This window comes from Actinoplanes regularis (assembly GCF_900188005.1).
Lineage (GTDB): Bacteria > Actinomycetota > Actinomycetes > Mycobacteriales > Micromonosporaceae > Actinoplanes > Actinoplanes regularis.
In genome coordinates this window covers 216,720-233,475 of the sequence record NZ_FZNR01000014.1, presented here as the reverse complement: position 1 = coordinate 233,475, position 16,756 = coordinate 216,720, and the positions used below count along the sequence as shown (strand labels likewise).

The following is a 16,756-nucleotide window of genomic DNA, read 5'->3' as shown; positions in this document are numbered from 1 at the left end:
GCGGTCGATGCTCAGGCCGGTGCGGCCGGTCTGCTCCGGCGCCAGGAAACCCAGGGTGCCGACCAGGCCCTCGCCCGGCTCCGGGGCGCCGGTGAGCGCGAGGTCGTAGTCGATGAGCAGGGGGGTGGCGTCCGGACACAGCACGACGTTGGCCGGAGTGATGTCGCGATGCAGCACGCCGGCGCGGTGGACCCCGGCGAGCGTGACGGCCAGGGAGTGTGCGGTGCGGACCAGGTCGGGCGGGGACATCGGCCCGGCCACCGGCGAGGCGTCGTCGTCCCGCAGGACCAGGGTCCGGCGCGGCTGGTGCGCGGCCAGGTGAGGGATGCCGGGCAGGCCGGCGAGCTTCTCCAGGACGGCGCGTTCGTGCTCGATCCGTCGGGTCGCGCCGGGCCCGGTGGCGTGTTTGTAGATCACGTCGGGGCCGTCGGGCGGGCTACGGCGGGTGACCTGCGTCCGGTCACTCAGGTAGAGCAGCTCCTCGCCCACCTATCGGATAATGCTACCTTTAGCACGATTTTTCTCTCTTTCCCTGGTCAGTCGGTCCGGGGTCGCCGTTCCTTCCTCCGCCGGCTGTCACATTCGTGCGAGCTGCCCCGTCCATGGCGCGAACCCGAATTGATCGAGAGGTGGACGGGATGCGGATGGTGGTGGCCGGTGGCACCGGTCTGGTCGGCAAGCTGGTGGTCGAGGAGGCCCGGAAGGCGGGACACGAGGTCGTGGTGATCTCCCGGTCCCGTGGCGTCGACCTGACCACCGGTGCCGGCCTGGATGAGGCGTTGCGCGGCGCTGACGTGGTGATCGACGTGTCGAACATCGAGACGCTGAGTGGGAAGAAGGCGACCGGCTTCTTCGAGACGGTCACCCGGAACCTGCGGGCGGCCGAGGAGCGGGCCGGGGTCAAGCACCACGTACTCCTCTCGATCATCGGCGTCGATCGCGTCGAATGGGGCTACTACCAGGCAAAACTCAACCAGGAGCGGGTGGCGCTGGCCGGTCCGGTGCCGGCGACGGTGCTGCGGGCCGCCCAGTTCCACGAGTTCGCACTGCAGTCGCTGACCAGGATGGGCGGCCCGATCGCGGTGGTGCCGTCGATGCTGAGCCAGCCGGTCGCGGCCCGCGAGGTCGCGGCTGAGCTGGTCCGGCTGGCCGCCGGTGATCCGGTCGGCATGGCGCCGGAGATCGCCGGCCCGGAGCCGCTGCGGATGGCCGACCTGGTGCGGAAGGTGTCGCGGCGCTGCGGTCCGCGCAAGTGGGTGCTCGGCTTCCCGATGCCGGGCCGGGCGGGCAGGGCGATGGCGACCGGCGGCAACCTGCCGACCGGCCCGGGCCTCCGGGGGAGGCAGACCTTCGACGAGTGGCTCAACGAGCTGCGTTGAGGATTCATCGATCGACCGGGGTGACTCTTCGGCGGCTATCTTGATCTCGTTGTCGACGCGATGATGGCGACGTGACCAGGCGATGGTGGTGGGCCGGCGCCCTGACCGTGGTGATGGCGATTCTTCTGGTGCTGGTGAAGTGGCCACTGGGCTGGTGGGATTGGCTGGAGAAGCGGTACGGCGGCGGCGCCTGGGACTGGGTCGAGCGGCTCAGTTGGGCCGTCGCCATCGTGCCGGCCCTGCTCACCTGGGCGCGAGGCCGCGTGAACTCGGCGGCACCGGCGACGACGGGTTCTGTCCAGATGATCATCGGGACCTATGTCCACAACGAACCGGGCGTGGCGCCCGCTGTGCCACCGCCCGTGGAGACCATGCCGCCGAGTTCGTTGCTCGGCGGCTCCGGTCCCGAGGATCTGATCAATCACGATGGCGCGCGCGCCCAGCTCGAATCGATCCTCACCGCCGACCATTCCACCGTGGTCCTGGTGCACGGCGGACCGGGCGTGGGGAAATCGGCCCTGGTGGACCACGTGCTCCGGGTGACCGGGCTGACGGATCGCGTCCTTCGTCCCCCGGTCACCCGTGGCCTCGGATTCGACGCCAAGATGCTGCTCGACGCCCTCACGGTGGGGCAACCCGGCCTCAGACGCGACGAGGACCTGCTGACCCGCTTCGAGGCCGCGCTGGAGGCGCCGGACGGATCGCCGGTCACGATAGTCCTGGATGACGCCAAGGCACTGATCGATCCCACCACGAACCGGTTTCGTGACCTGCGTCTGGAGGAGGCGCTCACCAAGGTCGCCGGCCGGCGGCGCCCGGTGAAAGTGCTCCTGGTGCTGGAACGGGTTCCGGAGCGTACCGGCGAGGGCCGGTGGCCGGAGCAATTCAAAGAGGTGTGGGTGGGCGGTCTCGTCGCGTCGCACTTCCGGGAATACCTCGGTCGGCTGGAGGCCGCCGGCAGAATCGATCTCAGCGGGGTCGACCCGCAACGGATCTTCCAGCTCCTGCACGGGGTGCCGCGGCTGGCCGAGCTCTTCGGCACCGCCCTGCGCCTGCCCGGCTCCCGGCTGACCGAGAACGGTCTGGCGGACCTGCTGGCGGATGAGGATGAGCGCGGCCGGGAGGCCGCGCTCGCCGCCGAGATCGTCCGCTCGTTCGATCCGGAACAGCGGCAGGTCGCGGCGGCGCTGGTGGCGTACGGGATTCCGGTGCTCCCGGAGCTGGTCGCTGAGTTGCTGGCCGACGAGGTGCCGGCCGGCCTGATTCGTGCGCTGCTGGACCAGCTCCGGGAGGCCCAGGTCGTCGACGTCGTGGCGGACCGTTTCCACGTGCCGAACGCCGCGATCCGGGAGACGCTGGCGGTGGTGCCGAACGGTGCCGAGCGACTGCTGTATCGAGCCGCATTCGTGCTGACCGACCGGAGACCGGTTTGGGAGAACGTTCACCGGGTCGATCAACTCGATCTGGCCTTCGCCGAGGTTGATGTCCGGGTCCGCGCGGGGCTCTGGCGTTCGGCCTTCGCGCTGATCGGCCAGATGCACCCGGTCCTGCAGCGGTGGCACGCCACCCATCTGCTGCTCGAGTACCGCGAGCGGATCGCCGGGAATCTCGGAGATCCGGAACTGGAGATGATCAATCACAACTCGCTGGGCTCCCTCTACCGGATCCGGGGGCGCTTCGAGGAGGCCCGGACCGAGTACCGGCTGGCCATGACCAAGGCCGCGGCCGCGAACCGGCAGGAGGTCGGTCTGCCGAAGATCTACCTCAACCTGGCAGAGCTCGACTGGCAGCGCAACGATGTTCCCGCCGCGGACGAGCACTTCTCGAATGCACTGGCCGTGGCAGAGGAGCATGACGATGCCGAGGCCCGGCTGTCGGCCCTGTCCGGCCTCGCGGAGTGCCGCCGGCGGTGGGGAGAACACGTCGACGCGGTGCGGCTCGGCCGTGCGGCGCTGTCCGCCGCGCAGTCGGAGAACTCGCCGCAAGCGGTTCGCGTCGCGGTGCGCCTGGCGCGCTGGCATTCGGAGATGGGCGATGAGACGGAGGCCGGACGCGTCATGAAGCTGGCGGACGACGCGGCCGCCGCGCACGCCCACCGAGACGCGACCCTGCGGGTGCAGTGCGCCGACGGGTGGGCGGATCTCGCGATGGACACGGGAGATCTCGATCTCGCGGAGGAGCACGCGACCCGTGCCGTCGCTGACGCCCTGAGTCTCCAGGCGTCGGCGATGGTGTTGCAGGCGCGAACCACCCTGGCTCTGGTTCACCTCCGCCTCACCCGTCTCGGCAAGGCCCGGACAGTCATCGAGGACGCGCTGCTGTACCAGCGCCCGGGACGTGCCCTCATGGTGCCGATGCTGCGGGCGCTCATCGCTTTCCGGCAGAGACCGGACGCCACCGACCCGACCTTCTTCGTCCGTCTGGAGCGGCAGGCTTCCCGCCGGTGGCGCGTCGATCCCAAGGACTTCGCGGCGGCGGAGATCACCGGGCTGGCTCGCGCCGGCATCCACGCGACCACCGGCATCCACGCGACCACCGGCGTCCAAGCGACCACCGGCGTCCAAGCGACCGCCGGCATCCACGCGACCAGCGGCGCACCGCTGAAACCGGCGCTGGACGCGTTTCAGCGGGCTCGGGCGCTGGTCCCGGATCCGCAGCCCGTGCTCGGCGCCCGCCTCACCTACATGCTGGGCCTGCTCGCCGCACGGATCCCGCCGGATCGACTGGAACTGCTCAGGACCGCCGCTACCCACCCGGTCGAAGCCAGCCCGACTCCTGAGCCCGGATCAGCGCCGCCACCCGGGTGCTGACGCCCATCTCGCGGTACAGCGCCCGCAGCATCCGGAACATCGCGCGTTCCGAGTAGCCGGCATGTACGGCGAGTTCGGCGACCGTGACCCCGCCCGCCAAGGCGCGTAACCATGCCATCTTCGCTTCCGCCGGCCGGCCCGTCGATTCCCGGTCGTCGCCGCTTCCGCCGGCCAGCGCCGCGGCCACTCGGGCCGGCACCACCGCCTGCCCGTCGATGGTCGCGGACACCGTTCGCCGCAGGGCGGCCGGTGACGCGTCGCGCAGGAGCACGGACCGGGCCCCGGACCGGACGGCACGCACGCCCGCCGCGGTCGATTCACCGTTGAGCAGGGCCACGACCAGGTGGGACGACTCGTGCAGCCGTGCCAGGCGGCTCCAGTCCTCCGAGGTCAGCACCGTCAGCAGGATCAACGCGCCGGGTGTACGGCTGGCCCAGGCCAGTACGTCCGACGGGGTGTGCACGGTGTGACCGGCGGCGGTGAGCACGGCAGCGGCGCCTTGCCGGAACAGGGGTAGCGGGTCGACGACGGCAACCTCGATGGCCACCCCCGGCATTCCGTCCTCCGCGTGCTGGGAAATGCCCAAGCTTAGACAGGGATCACGCCGCTGGTCAGGAAGCCGCCACGATGGTGTCGGATCCCTGCCGGGGTTCGTCGTGGACCGGCGTCAGCGCCTGTTCCTACCTTCGGGGGGAGAGACGTCCGGCACGGAGGTTCCGATGGTCGACGACGACGACATCCAGCCACGAGACTCCGCCGAGATCCCCTGGAACCTGCCCCCGCGGGAATTCGTGCCACCGCCCAGCGGCGAGGTTCGCAGCGCCATCCTGGCGCTCGCCCGCCGCTGGGCGTGCGACCGGTTCACCATCTACGACACGCTGAAGGCGGAGTTCCCGTCGCTGCGGCAGGCGCACGTCAACTACGTGCTCCGCGAACACGACCTGCCGCACCTGCGTCGGTGAGCTCGGCCGGGGTCATCCGGTGAGTGCGGGCATCGCCTCGGTGAGCATGGTGCGCCAGTCCCGCAGCGGCGCGACGCCGGTGCCGGACCAGCGGGCGTGGCCCAGCACGCTGTAGGACGGCCGTCGCGCCGGGCGCGGGAAGCGGTCGCTGGTGGTGGGGCGGATGCGGGACGGGTCGAGGCCGGCCTCGGTGAAAGCGGCCCGGGCCAGGCCGCACCAGGTGGTCGAGCCGGCCGCCGTGCCGTGGTAGACGCCGGGGGCGGCCGACGCGCGGGCCAGGTCGACCAGTTGCTGGGCGAGGGCGTACGACCAGGTGGGCGGCCCCACCTGGTCGTCGACAACGTCGAGGGTGTCGCGCTGGGCGGCCAGGGCCAGCATCGTACGGACGAAGTTGGGGCCGTGTTCGCCGTACAACCAGGCAGTTCTCACCACGGTGCCACCCGCCGCCAGCACCGCCTCCTCGCCCACCGCCTTGCCGCGGCCGTAGGCGTTGAGCGGCGCCCGCGTCGCCCCCTCCGGGATCGGGGTGGTCGCGGTCCCGTCGAAGACGTAGTCGGTGGAGATGTGGATCAGCCGTTTGCCGGCGGCGAGAGCGAGGTTGCGCGCGCCGTGCCCGTTGATCGCGGTGGCCGCCTCCTCGGACGCCTCGGCGCCGTCCACGTCGGTCCACGCCGCCGCGTTGATCACGACGTCCACGTCGCCGACGGCGTCCCGGACCGCGTCGAAGGAGAGGATGTCCAGGTCGGCGCGGGTGGCCGCGACGACGTCCGCGCCGTGCAGCACGGCCTGCAGGTCCCGGCCGAGCATGCCGCCGGCCCCGGTGATCAGCCAGCGCATCAGCGGCCGGTCCGGGCCTTGAGCGGCTCCCACCAGGCGCGGTTCTCCCGGTACCAGGTGACGGTGTCGGCCAGGCCCTGCTCCAGGGTGACCTGGGGTTCGTACCCCAGCTCATTTTTGATCTTGGTGATGTCCAGCGAGTAGCGGCGGTCGTGACCCTTGCGGTCCTCGACCGGGCGGACCATGTCCCAGCCCGCGCCGCACGCCTCCAGCAGCCGTCCGGTCAGCTCCCGGTTGGTGAGCTCGGTGCCGCCACCGATGTTGTAGACCTCGCCGGCCCGGCCCTTCTCCAGGGCCAACTGGATGCCGCGGCAGTGGTCGGAGACGTGCAGCCAGTCGCGGATGTTGCCGCCGTCGCCGTAGAGCGGCACCTGCTTGCCGTCCAGGAGGTTGGTCACGAAGAGCGGGATGACCTTCTCCGGGAACTGGTGCGGGCCGTAGTTGTTGGAGCAGCGGGTGACCACCACGTCCATCCCGTGGGTGCGGTGGGCCGCGAGGGCGAGCAGGTCGGAGGCGGCCTTCGACGCGGCGTACGGCGAGTTCGGCGCGAGCGGCCACGTCTCGGTCCACGACCCCTCGTCGATCGAGCCGTACACCTCGTCGGTGGAGACGTGCACGAAGCGGCCGACGCCGGCCTCCCGGGCCGCGTCCAGCAGCACCTGGGTGCCGAGCACGTTCGTGGTGACGAACGGTATCGCCCCGCTGATCGAGCGGTCCACATGGGATTCCGCGGCGAAGTGGACGATCGCGTCGTGGCCCGGGAGCAGGTCGCGCAGCAGGGCCGCGTCGCCGATGTCGCCGCGGACGAAGTTGAGTCGGGAATCCGTCACGGGCAAATTGGCGAGGTTTCCGGAATAGGACAAGAGGTCCAGCACGGTCACCGAGGCACCGACCGCACCTGCGAATTCATCCTTCAGTACCGCCCGGACATAGGCCGAACCGATGAAACCGGCGCCCCCGGTCACGAGAATCTGCACGACGGTCGAGTGTACTACCGCCTCCACTGTGCTTAGTCTTCCTCGGTGCGTGGAATCCTGCTGGCCGGTGGCACCGGCTCACGGCTGTGGCCGATCACCATGGCCATGTCGAAACAGCTTATGCCAATTTTTGACAAACCGATGGTGTACTACCCGTTGACCACCCTGGTCTCCGCCGGAATTCGAGAGATCCTGGTCATCACGACGCCCGAGGATCAGCCACATTTCGAGCGACTGCTCGGCGACGGAAGCCGTTTCGGTCTGTCCCTTTCTTATGCGGAGCAACCGAAACCGGACGGGATCGCCCAGGCGTTCCGGATCGGCGCGGATTTCATCGGGAACGAGCCGGTCGCGCTGATCCTCGGCGACAACATCTTCCACGGCGTCGGGCTCGGGCGGCAGCTCGCCCGGTTCACCGATCCGGCCGGCGGGCGGATCTTCGCGTACCCGGTGGCCGACCCGCACCGCTATGGCGTCGTCGAGTTCGACGAGTCCGGCAAGGTGCTGTCCATCGAGGAGAAGCCCGACAAGCCCAAGTCGACGTACGTCGTACCGGGCCTCTACTTCTACGACGCCGACGTGGTGGAGATCGCGGCGGAGCTGGAGCCCAGCGCGCGGGGCGAGCTGGAGATCACCGCGGTCAACGAGGAGTACCTGCGCCGCGGCCGGCTCGACGTGACCGTGCTGGACCGGGGCACGGTGTGGCTGGACACCGGCACGTTTCAGTCGATGGTGCAGGCGTCGGAGTACGTGCGGGTGATCGAGGAGCGCCAGGGCCTCAAGATCGGCTGTGTCGAGGAGGCCGCCTGGCGGCTCGGTTTCATCTCCGACGGGCACCTGCGGGAGCTGGCCCAGCCGCTGTTGAAGAGCGGTTATGGTGACTATCTGGAGCGCCTGCTGGAGAGCGGCCCGTTCGGGGGTGCCCGGTGAAGATCCGTCCGCTGACCATCGAGGGCGCCTGGGAGATCACCCCGGTGCTGCACGGCGACGATCGCGGCACGTTCCTGGAGTGGTACCGCTTCGATCACCTGGCCGCCGCCGTCGGCCACCCGCTCGACCTGGCCCAGGCCAACCTCTCCACCTCGGCCAAGGGCGTGGTGCGCGGCGTCCACTTCGCCGACGTGCCGCCCGGTCAGGCCAAATATGTCACCTGTGTGTCCGGGGCGGTCCTGGACGTGGTGGTGGACCTCCGGGTCGGCTCGCCCACCTTCGGGCAGTGGGAGGCGGTCACGCTCGACGACACCGAGCGGCGCGCGGTCTACCTCGCCGAGGGGCTGGGGCACGCGTTCTGCTCGCTGACCGAGGGGGCCGTCGTGGCGTACCTCTGCTCGGCCACCTACCGCCCGGGCCACGAGCACGGGATCGACCCGCTGGACCCGGAGCTCGGGATCACCTGGCCGGTCGACGTGCCGCTGCTGTCGCCCAAGGATTCCGGGGCGCCGTCGCTCTCCGAGGCGCTCGGGGCCGGCCTGCTTCCGCGGTTCGACACGTGCCGTGACTTCGTGGAAACAATACGTCGTGTTGACGACAGTCAATCATTCGGCGAGGGTGATTGACCTACGCGGATCTGCGTAGTATGCGCCTGTCGAGAGCGGGCTGCTCCGAACTGGACGTTCGCCATTTCTCTCACCCGAACCGCCATTCGTGCCGGACGGAAAGATGTAGCGCGGACCGGGTACGGTTCGGAAGTCTGTCTCATGTGTCCGGTGGGTCTCCAGTGTGTGACCGACCGCTCACCGTCGAGCGCGACGAGCGTCTCGGCGGCTATCGCATCCGGCTTGTCCGGTTTGCCGTTTAACTTCTGAAATGGATTGACCGCAGCCAATGGGGGCAGAGGCGTGCAGACAATCGAATCGCTGTCCACCGTCGACCTGAGCGACAGGGCGTCACAGGCGCGGCGGGGGAAACGCGCCGGCGAGACGCGGGCGGGCTGGCAGAACCGGTACGCCCGGATGCTGTACCTCATCGACTACGTCGTGGGGTTCGGCGCCGCCTGCTGGGCGCTGGTCCTGCGGTTCGGCCCGGACGGCGACGAACCGAACATGAAGGGCTACGTCCTGCTGACGGCCCTGCTGCCGATCGCCTGGGTCGTCTGTCTCTCGGCGAACCGGGCCTACGAGCCGCGCCACCTGTTCGTCGGCACCGACGAGTACGCCCGGGTGTTCCGCTCCGGCGTGGGGCTGACCGCCGTCCTGGCCATCGCCTCCTTCGCCTTCGACCTGCGCCTGGCCCGCGGCTACGTGAGCATCGCCCTGCCGCTGGCCATCGCGGTGGACCTCGGTGCGCGCTATCTCTACCGGCAGCGGCTGCACCGATCCTGGGGCCGCGGCGACCGCCTGCACCGGGTCCTGCTGGTCGGCCACGAGAAGGCCGTCTCCGACATGACCCGCCGGTTGCGGCGCGAGCGCTACCACGGCCTCGGCGTGATCGGCGCCGTGCTGCCGGTCACCCCCAGTCCGAAGACGTTCGCCGCCGGGATGCCCCCGGTCTACGGCACCTTCGACTCGGTCGACTCGGCGGTCACCCGCGCCGACGCCGACACCGTGATCGTCCTGGCCTGCCCGGAGATCGACGGGCCCGCCCTGCGCCGGCTCGCCTGGCAGCTGGAACGCGACGACATCGACCTGATAGTGGCCAGCACCCTGGTCGACGTCGCCGGCGACCGCACCACCATCCGCCCGGTGGACGGCCTGCCGATGCTGCACGTCGAGCACCCCAAGCTCAAGGGCAGCGCCCGTTTCTTCAAGGCGACCTTCGACCGGGTCGGCGCCCTGACCCTGCTCGTCCTGCTCTCGCCCCTGCTGCTCGTGGTCGCCGGCCTGGTGATGTTCGGCAGGAACGGCCGCGGTCCCGCGATCTTCAAACAGGAGCGGGTCGGCAAGGACGGCCGCACGTTCATGCTCTACAAGTTCCGCACCATGGTGGTCGACGCCGAGGCGCGGCTCGCCGAGCTGAAAGAGCTCAACGAGCACGACGGCGAACTCTTCAAGATCCGTGCGGACCCCCGGATCACCCCGATCGGCCAGTGGCTGCGCCGGTTCTCCGTCGACGAGCTGCCGCAGCTGCTCAACGTGGTCAAGGGCGACATGTCACTGGTCGGACCGCGGCCGCCGCTGGCCCGGGAGGTGGCCGGTTACCCCTCCGACATGCTGCGCCGGCTCGTCGTCAAGCCCGGCCTGACCGGCCTGTGGCAGGTGTCCGGCCGCTCCGACCTGTCCTGGGAGGAGTCGATCCGGCTCGACCTCAGCTACGTGGAGAACTGGTCGCTCGCCATGGACCTCGCCATCCTGTTCCGTACCGTCAGCGCCGTGGTGCGCAGCTCGGGAGCCTATTGATGCCCGCAAGTCCCCGTCTCACCGTCATCGGCACCGGATACCTCGGCGCCACGCACGCGATCTGCATGGCCGTCCTGGGTTTCGAGGTGCTCGGCGTCGACGTCGACACCGACAAGATCGAGAAGCTGAGCTCCGGTGAGGTGCCGTTCTTCGAGCCCGGCCTGCCCGAGCTGCTCACCAAGGCACTGGAGTCCGGCCGGCTGCGGTTCACCACCAGCTTCGCCGAGGCCGGCGCCTTCGGCGACGTGCACTTCGTCTGCGTGGGGACGCCGCAGCGGGCGGACTCCGAGGCGGCCGACCTGACGTATGTCGACGCGGCCGTCACCAGCCTCGCACCGCACCTGGATCGCCGCACCCTGGTGGTCGGCAAGTCCACCGTGCCGGTCGGCACCGCCGCCCGGCTCGCCGCCCTGCTGCGGTCGCTCGCCCCGGCCGGCGACGAGGTCGAGCTCGCGTGGAACCCGGAGTTCCTGCGCGAGGGCTTCGCGGTGGACGACACCATGCGACCCGACCGGCTGGTCTTCGGCGTCACCAGCGAGTGGGCCGAGCAGCGGCTGCGGGCGGCGTTCCAGCCGGTGCTGGCCCAGGACGTGCCGGTCAAGGTCACCGACCTGCAGACCGCGGAGCTGGTCAAGGTCGCGGCCAACTCGTTCCTGGCCACGAAGATCTCCTACATCAACGCGATGGCCGAGGTCTGCGAGGCGACCGGCGCCGACGTCCACGACCTCGCCGAGGCGCTCGCGTACGACGAACGGATCGGTGGCAGGTTCCTGCGCCCCGGGCTGGGGTTCGGCGGGGGCTGCCTGCCGAAGGACATCCGCGCGTTCGCGCACCGGGCCGAGGAGCTCGGGGTCGGCCAGGCCGTCGGCTTCCTGCGCGAGATCGACGGGATCAACCGGCGCCGCCGCGCCCGTACCGTCGATCTCGTCGTCGAACTCTGCGACGGTGACGTCGCCGGCAAGCGGATCGCCGCGCTGGGCGCCGCGTTCAAGCCGAACTCCGACGACATCCGGGACGCGCCCGCGCTGGACGTCGCGGCGACCCTGCACCGGATGGGCGCGGACGTGGTCGTCTTCGACCCGGCCGCGATGGAGAACGCGCGGCGGGTGCACCCCGAGCTGGCGTACGCCACAAGCGCCCTGGACGCGGCCCGCGACGCGGACGTCGTCGTGCTGCTGACCGAGTGGAACGAGTTCCGGGACATCGAGCCGGCCGCGATGGCCGCCGTGGTCCGCCGCGCGAAGATCGTCGACGGGCGGCACGCGCTCGTCCCGGCACACTGGCGCGCCGCCGGCTGGGAGTACCGCGCGCTCGGCCGTCCCTCTCTGCACGGAACGGGTCACGCGTGAAGATCTCCGTAATACGCCCGGACGAGCTCGGTCCCGCCGAGCTCGGCGCCTGGCGGCAGTTCCAGAAGGACCAGCCCGGTCTGCAGAACCCGTTCCTCGCCCCGGAGTTCACCCTCGCCGTCGCCCGGCAGCGCCCGGCCGCCCGGGTCGCGGTGCTCGAGGAGTCCGACGGGATCACCGGCTTCTTCCCGTTCGAGGTGCGTAACCGGGTGATCGGGGTGCCGATCGGCTTCGGCATCAGCGACTGCCAGGGCCTGATCGCGCGGGACGGCGCGAACTGGGACGAGATGGCACTGCTCAAGGCGTGCAAGCTGCCGGTCCTGGAGTACGACCACCTGATGGCCGGTCAGTTCGGCCGGTTCCATACGTCGGTCCTCGGCTCGCCTCTGATGAACATCGGGGACGGCTATGCCGCGTACGTCGAAAATCGCAATTCCGTTGGTGACGTCGTCAAGCAGACGCTGCGCAAACAGCGGAAGATGGTCCGCGAAGCCGGTGACGAACGCTTCGTCTGGGACGACCGCGACCCGGCGGCACTCGCCGCGCTGCGCGAGTGGAAGGGCGCGCAGTACCGGCGTACCCAGCAGTTCGACCGCTTCACGACCCCGTGGATCGCGGGCGTTCTGGAGGAGTTGCGCGCGTCCACGTCCGACGGGTGCCGCGCGTTCGTCTCCACGATCTACGCCGGGGACCGCCCGGTCGCCGCGCACCTGGGGCTGCGCAGCCAGTCCGTGCTCGCCTACTGGTTCCCCTCCTACGACCAGGACCTGGCGAAGTACTCCGCCGGCATCCTGCTCTGCCTGCGAATGGCCGAGGCCGGCGCCACCGACGGCATCCAGCAGATCGACCTCGGCAAGTCCGAGGCGCTCTACAAGACCCGGCTGAAGAACGCCGAGACCCCGGTCGCCGCCGGCCGGGCCGGCCGTTCCTGGACGGTCGCCACCGCGCGCCGGACCCAGACCGCGCTGTCGCGCACCCTGCGCCAGGGCGCGCTGGGGGAGAAGCTCAAGAGCGGCCGTACCGGCAGGGTGCTCCGCGGACTGAAGGCGAGGCTGGCCGCGCGATGACGATCCTGGTTGCGGTGGTCACCTACAACAGCGAGCGGCTGCTCGCCGACCTGATCGCCGGGCTGCGGTCCGGCCTCGACGGCATGAAGTGGCACCTCACGGTCGCCGACAACGCCTCCGCCGACGGGAGCGTCGCGCTGGTGCGCTCCCTCGCGCCGGAGGCGACGGTCGTCGAGATGGGCCGCAACGCCGGCTACGCGGCGGGCATCAACGCCGCGGTGGCCGCGTCCCCGGCGTACGACGCGATCCTGGTTCTGAATCCCGACGTCCGCTTGACCCCGGGCTGTGTGCCGCGCCTGCTCGCCGCGCTGCGGACGCCCGGGACCGGGATCGCGGTCCCGCATCTGGTCGACGGCTCCGGCACGCTGATCCACACGCAGCGCCGCGAGCCGAGCGTCCTGCGGACGCTGGGAGACGCCTTCCTGGGCGCCAGGCGGGCGGGCCGCTTCCGGTTGCTGGGAGAGGTCGTCACAGACCCGCGGGCGTACGACGTGGAGACGTTCACCGACTGGGCCGAGGGCTCGACCCAGCTGATCAGCGCGGAGTGCTGGTCGCGGATCGCCCCGTGGGACGAGTCGTTCTTCCTGTACTCGGAGGAGACCGACTTCGCCTTGCGCGCGCGGGACGCGGGGCTGCGGACGCGCTACATCCCGGACGCCCACGCCGTCCACCTGGAGGGCGATTCCCGGGTCTCGCCGGGTCTGTGGGCGCTGCTCACCCTGAACCGGGTCCGCCTGTTCCGGCGCAGGCACGGCCGCGTGCGCACGTCGGCCTACTGGGTGGCGCTGGTGCTGCGCGAGTCGAGCCGTGCCGCCCTGGGCAAGCGCCCGAGCCGAGCCGCCACCCGCGATCTGCTCACCCCGTCACGGCTGCGTGAGGTCCCCGGCCCGGCCAGCGTCGTCCGCTCGAAGCCAGGGATCTAGCCGGCCGTAGTGGGGTCGCTGTTCTGGTGAGGGAGCCGGTTTCAGTAGGGCGGCAGCGCGGCGCTCCACCTGGTGGAACAGTGGGTCCGTGGCCTGGCCGACATGAGGGCTGCCGCCCCGACGCTGAACGACCGTGCCGGGGCACCGCAACGAACCGCCGCATTCCGCAAGGGGACAAGCCGTGACCCAGCCCGTGACCTATGTCGAGCTGAACTCGCCCGACCTGCCGGCGTCTGCCGCGTTCTTCAGCGCCGTGTTCGGCTGGGAACCCCAACCGTTCGCCACCCCGGAATACCTGGTGGCCCCGCACGGTGCCGGCCCCGGCGTCGACACCGCGCTGCTGGCCTCCCGCGACGGGCAACCCCGGGCGGTGCCGGTCATCCAGGTCCCGGACCTGGACGCGGCGACCGCCGCGGTCGGCGCGCACGGCGGTACGGTCGTCGTTCCGCCGTTCGAGCTGGCCGGTGTCGGCCGCGGTTGCTACGTTCTCGACCCGGCCGGGCTCCTGATCGGGCTGCACGCCCCCGATCGACGCTGAGCCGGCCTGCCGTACCTCCGCATGTCAGATCCGGGTTTCAGCGGCCGCTGACGACGACCTGATCAGGTTCGCCCGTTGTGGTGGTCCAACAGCCTGGACAGCAGTTCGGTCAACCGCTGCCGCTCCTCGGGTGAGAGCGGAGCGAGCAGTTCTTCCTGGGTTTCGGTCAGCCGTTCCTCGAGCTGCCGCAGTTGCCGCTCGCCGGCGGCGGTCAACGAGATGATGTTGCGCCGCCGGTCGGCGGGATCCGGGGCGCGCTCGACGAGTCCGCCGTCCGCGAGTTCGTTGATCGTCGCCACCATGTCGCTGAGATGGATGCCGCTACGGCGGCCCAGCGCGGCCTGACTGGCCGGGCCGAGTTCTTCCAGGGTCGCCAGTAGACGGTAGTGGTAGCCGCGGGCGCCGACGGCCGAGAACCCGTCGCCGACCAGACGGTGCGCGTGGTCGGCGGTTCGGGTGAGCAGCCAGCTGGGCAGGCTGGCCCACCTCGCGGGCGACTGCTCGGACGGGTTCTCCATGTGAGGAGTCTAACTAATCGTTGGTCGCACTAACGATTCCGGTATCGTTTGGCTGACAAACGTTAGTCGCCCGAACGAATTCTGGAGTCAGTGTGATGATCAAGCCGTTCCACATCGACATCCCCCAGGCCGACCTCGACGACCTGACCGACCGGCTCGCCCGCACCCGGTGGCCCAACGAGGTCGCCGACGCCGGATGGGACTACGGCTTCCCGCTGGCGCGACTCAAGGAACTGGCCGAACACTGGCGAACCGGATACGACTGGCGCGAGCACGAGGCCAGGCTCAACCGGCTGCCACACTTCACCACCGAGATCGACGGGCAGAACATCCACTTCGTGCACGTCCGGTCGGCGAAACCGGACGCGCTCGCGGTGATCCTCACCCACGGCTGGCCCGGCTCGTTCCTGGAGTTCCTCGACGTGATCGAGCCGCTGTCGCGCGACTTCCACCTGGTCATCCCGTCCATCCCGGGCTACGGTTTCTCCGGGCCGACCCACGAACGCGGCTGGGACATCGTCCGGATCGCGCGAGCCTGGGCCGAGCTGATGCGCCGCCTCGGATACGAGCGCTACGGAGCACAGGGCGGCGACTTCGGCGCGGGCATCTCACTCGCGCTCGGCGCGGTGGCGCCCGAGCAGGTCGTCGGCGTACACGTCAACTACCTGCCGACCCGGCCGGTCCCCGACGCCGGCATCGAACTGTCCGAGACGGACGAGGCCCGGCTGGACCGGATCCGGCAGCTGATGGCGAACCGTCCGCCGTACCAGGCCCTGCTGGCCGCCACCCCGCAGACCATCGGCTACGCGCTGACCGACTCGCCGGTCGGCCAGCTGGCCTGGATCGCCGAGCGGTTCGCGCAGTGGACGGATCCGCGCTCGCCGATCAGCGACGACCGGATGCTCACCGACATCTCGCTGTACTGGCTGACCGCCACCGCGGCCTCCTCGGCGCGGCTGCACCACGACACTCCGCGGGGGCCGTCCGCGCCGTGCCCGGTGCCGGTCGGTGTGGCGGTGCTCCCGTACGACATCACGCAGTCGGTGCGGCCGCTGGCCGAGCGGCTGTACGACATCCGGCACTGGTCGGAGTTCGAGCGCGGCGGCCACTTCGCCGCGATGGAGGTGCCGGACCTGCTCGCCGAGGACATCCGGGACTTCTTCCACGCCGAATGACCCGGGAGCCAAAATCAAGACCCACATTTCGGTACGACCGATGGAGCTCTGTGGGCAGGCCTCGCGGCCGAGTGGCCGTGCCGATCTCGCGCGAGGCCCGCGCCGCGCTTCTGCCGTGCGCCGCGCTTCTGCCGCGCGCCGCGCTCTGCTTTGGCGACCAGCCGGGTCCCGGCGCGAGCCGCCGTTACCGCGAACGCGGAAACATTCGCACCGACGCGGACAGGGTCACCGGGCCAGCCGAACGTCATCTGCGGTGGTGGCTGACCTCCGCATGGAGCGCCGCCGAGCTGGCGCAAGCGTGGGTCATTCGATGGGGAGATGTGAAGGAGTTCGTCAGATCTTCACTTCCTGCCGTTCCACACCAGAGTCAGTAGCGCCACGCAATCGAAGAGCAAGGCGAAACACAGGAACAACAGCCCGTTGGACTTGAGGGCCTGGCGATATTCGGACTCGGTGATCGGAGCGAGTGCTCCGTGGTTGTTCAGGTAGAAGTGGCCGTCGACGATGCCCGGCTGCCCGGCGGGCCAGGGATCGGGCTGGGTGACGATGGTCGTGACCACGACGGCGAGCACCGCGACGAAGAGCGCCGCCGTAATGATTCGGAAGAGGCGCCAGTGTCCGGCCACGAACGGACGCCCGGCGAAACCATGCTTCGCCAGCCGTCGCGCCACCCGGCCGTTCGCGATGGCCGCCGCGCCGGCTGCGAAGGCCCCGAGCACCGCCACGCCCAACGGCAGCGGCGGTAGAGCGGGCACAGCCAGCCAAGCTGCGGCGAGGAGGGTGAGTGCGGCCAGAACCGCTGTGCCCACGACAGCCGTGTCCAAAGCGCGTGCCGAGATTCGACCCGCCATATGAGAACCATCCTGCCTGTACGTCGGATGCGGGA

At 70.3% G+C, this 16,756-nt stretch carries 17 protein-coding genes; 11 read left to right on the top strand and 6 right to left on the bottom strand.

The window, feature by feature from the left end:
• Positions 1-489, bottom strand: a 489-nt coding sequence (locus CHC09_RS30750) for a protein kinase domain-containing protein (RefSeq protein WP_143232685.1), incomplete at its 3' end; no start/stop codon positions are given.
• 149 nt (positions 490-638) lie between these two features.
• Here CHC09_RS30750 and CHC09_RS30745 point away from each other — a divergent pair.
• Entirely contained in the window at positions 639-1,379 is a 741-nt protein-coding gene (locus CHC09_RS30745) for an SDR family oxidoreductase (RefSeq protein ID WP_089296750.1), read from the top strand.
• A gap of 71 nt (positions 1,380-1,450) precedes the next feature.
• Positions 1,451-4,189, top strand: a complete 2,739-nt coding sequence (locus CHC09_RS30740) for a tetratricopeptide repeat protein (RefSeq protein ID WP_089296729.1) — start codon at positions 1,451-1,453, stop codon at positions 4,187-4,189.
• On the opposite strand, the gene CHC09_RS30735 is transcribed toward CHC09_RS30740, so the two are convergent.
• On the bottom strand, positions 4,125-4,745 hold the full coding sequence (locus CHC09_RS30735) for a helix-turn-helix domain-containing protein (protein WP_089296728.1): 621 nt from the start codon (positions 4,743-4,745) through the stop codon (positions 4,125-4,127). The two genes, CHC09_RS30740 and CHC09_RS30735, sit on opposite strands and share 65 nt — an antisense overlap.
• Positions 4,746-4,908: 163 nt before the next feature.
• Between CHC09_RS30735 and CHC09_RS30730 the strand changes: the two genes are divergently transcribed.
• Positions 4,909-5,151, top strand: a complete 243-nt coding sequence (locus CHC09_RS30730) for a hypothetical protein (protein WP_089296727.1) — start codon at positions 4,909-4,911, stop codon at positions 5,149-5,151.
• 12 nt (positions 5,152-5,163) lie between these two features.
• On the opposite strand, the gene rfbD is transcribed toward CHC09_RS30730, so the two are convergent.
• Together rfbD and rfbB are read right to left on the bottom strand one after the other, a co-directional pair.
• Positions 5,164-5,988 carry a dTDP-4-dehydrorhamnose reductase gene (rfbD, locus tag CHC09_RS30725; protein ID WP_179277353.1) on the bottom strand — a complete coding sequence of 275 codons (825 nt, stop codon included), beginning with the start codon at positions 5,986-5,988 and terminating at the stop codon, positions 5,164-5,166.
• Positions 5,988-6,965 (bottom strand): dTDP-glucose 4,6-dehydratase, encoded by a 978-nt coding sequence (rfbB, locus tag CHC09_RS30720; RefSeq protein ID WP_089296748.1) that lies wholly within the window; start codon positions 6,963-6,965, stop codon positions 5,988-5,990. Before rfbB ends, rfbD begins: the two co-directional genes overlap by 1 nt.
• Positions 6,966-7,010: 45 nt before the next feature.
• On the opposite strand from rfbB, the gene rfbA reads away from it, so the two are divergent.
• The 7 genes from rfbA to CHC09_RS30685 all read left to right on the top strand — a co-directional run bounded on the left by rfbA (position 7,011) and on the right by CHC09_RS30685 (position 14,177).
• A complete protein-coding gene (rfbA, locus tag CHC09_RS30715; RefSeq protein ID WP_089296726.1) occupies positions 7,011-7,895 on the top strand; it encodes a glucose-1-phosphate thymidylyltransferase RfbA in 885 nt (294 codons plus the stop codon).
• Positions 7,892-8,521 (top strand): dTDP-4-dehydrorhamnose 3,5-epimerase family protein, encoded by a 630-nt coding sequence (locus CHC09_RS30710; protein WP_089296725.1) that lies wholly within the window; start codon positions 7,892-7,894, stop codon positions 8,519-8,521. Before rfbA ends, CHC09_RS30710 begins: the two co-directional genes overlap by 4 nt.
• A gap of 282 nt (positions 8,522-8,803) precedes the next feature.
• Positions 8,804-10,300 carry a sugar transferase gene (locus tag CHC09_RS30705; RefSeq protein ID WP_089296724.1) on the top strand — a complete coding sequence of 499 codons (1,497 nt, stop codon included), beginning with the start codon at positions 8,804-8,806 and terminating at the stop codon, positions 10,298-10,300.
• Positions 10,300-11,649, top strand: a complete 1,350-nt coding sequence (locus CHC09_RS30700) for a UDP-glucose dehydrogenase family protein (protein WP_089296723.1) — start codon at positions 10,300-10,302, stop codon at positions 11,647-11,649. The genes CHC09_RS30705 and CHC09_RS30700 overlap by 1 nt, the downstream gene beginning before the upstream one ends.
• Positions 11,646-12,716, top strand: coding sequence for a GNAT family N-acetyltransferase (locus CHC09_RS30695; RefSeq protein ID WP_089296722.1), 1,071 nt, complete (start codon positions 11,646-11,648; stop codon positions 12,714-12,716). The genes CHC09_RS30700 and CHC09_RS30695 overlap by 4 nt, the downstream gene beginning before the upstream one ends.
• The gene (locus tag CHC09_RS30690) at positions 12,713-13,639 is read left to right on the top strand and encodes a glycosyltransferase family 2 protein (protein ID WP_089296721.1); all 927 of its coding nucleotides are present in this window, start codon (positions 12,713-12,715) and stop codon (positions 13,637-13,639) included. The genes CHC09_RS30695 and CHC09_RS30690 overlap by 4 nt, the downstream gene beginning before the upstream one ends.
• A gap of 181 nt (positions 13,640-13,820) precedes the next feature.
• Entirely contained in the window at positions 13,821-14,177 is a 357-nt protein-coding gene (locus CHC09_RS30685; RefSeq protein ID WP_089296720.1) for a VOC family protein, read from the top strand.
• Positions 14,178-14,239: 62 nt separating this feature from the next.
• Here the strand turns inward: CHC09_RS30685 and CHC09_RS30680 are convergent, their stop codons facing one another.
• Complete coding sequence (locus tag CHC09_RS30680; protein ID WP_089296719.1) at positions 14,240-14,695, bottom strand: MarR family winged helix-turn-helix transcriptional regulator; 456 nt, start codon at positions 14,693-14,695, stop codon at positions 14,240-14,242.
• A gap of 95 nt (positions 14,696-14,790) precedes the next feature.
• Between CHC09_RS30680 and CHC09_RS30675 the strand changes: the two genes are divergently transcribed.
• Positions 14,791-15,870: an epoxide hydrolase family protein gene (locus CHC09_RS30675; protein ID WP_089296718.1), complete on the top strand. Its 1,080-nt coding sequence runs from the start codon at positions 14,791-14,793 to the stop codon at positions 15,868-15,870.
• Positions 15,871-16,211: 341 nt separating this feature from the next.
• On the opposite strand, the gene CHC09_RS30670 is transcribed toward CHC09_RS30675, so the two are convergent.
• Entirely contained in the window at positions 16,212-16,721 is a 510-nt protein-coding gene (locus CHC09_RS30670; protein ID WP_143232683.1) for a hypothetical protein, read from the bottom strand.
• Positions 16,722-16,756 lie beyond the last annotated feature (35 nt).

What these genes read in the sequence shown, in the direction of transcription:
- CHC09_RS30700 (WP_089296723.1), top strand. Translation starts at nt 10,300, where the DNA reads ATGCCCGCAAGTCCCCGTCTCACCGTCATCGGCACCGGATACCTCGGC.
- CHC09_RS30680 (WP_089296719.1), bottom strand. Translation starts at nt 14,695, where the DNA reads ATGGAGAACCCGTCCGAGCAGTCGCCCGCGAGGTGGGCCAGCCTGCCC.
- CHC09_RS30690 (WP_089296721.1), top strand. Translation starts at nt 12,713, where the DNA reads ATGACGATCCTGGTTGCGGTGGTCACCTACAACAGCGAGCGGCTGCTC.
- CHC09_RS30735 (WP_089296728.1), bottom strand. Translation starts at nt 4,745, where the DNA reads ATGCCGGGGGTGGCCATCGAGGTTGCCGTCGTCGACCCGCTACCCCTG.
- CHC09_RS30675 (WP_089296718.1), top strand. Translation starts at nt 14,791, where the DNA reads ATGATCAAGCCGTTCCACATCGACATCCCCCAGGCCGACCTCGACGAC.
- CHC09_RS30745 (WP_089296750.1), top strand. Translation starts at nt 639, where the DNA reads ATGCGGATGGTGGTGGCCGGTGGCACCGGTCTGGTCGGCAAGCTGGTG.
- CHC09_RS30670 (WP_143232683.1), bottom strand. Translation starts at nt 16,721, where the DNA reads ATGGCGGGTCGAATCTCGGCACGCGCTTTGGACACGGCTGTCGTGGGC.
- CHC09_RS30730 (WP_089296727.1), top strand. Translation starts at nt 4,909, where the DNA reads ATGGTCGACGACGACGACATCCAGCCACGAGACTCCGCCGAGATCCCC.
- rfbD (WP_179277353.1), bottom strand. Translation starts at nt 5,988, where the DNA reads ATGCGCTGGCTGATCACCGGGGCCGGCGGCATGCTCGGCCGGGACCTG.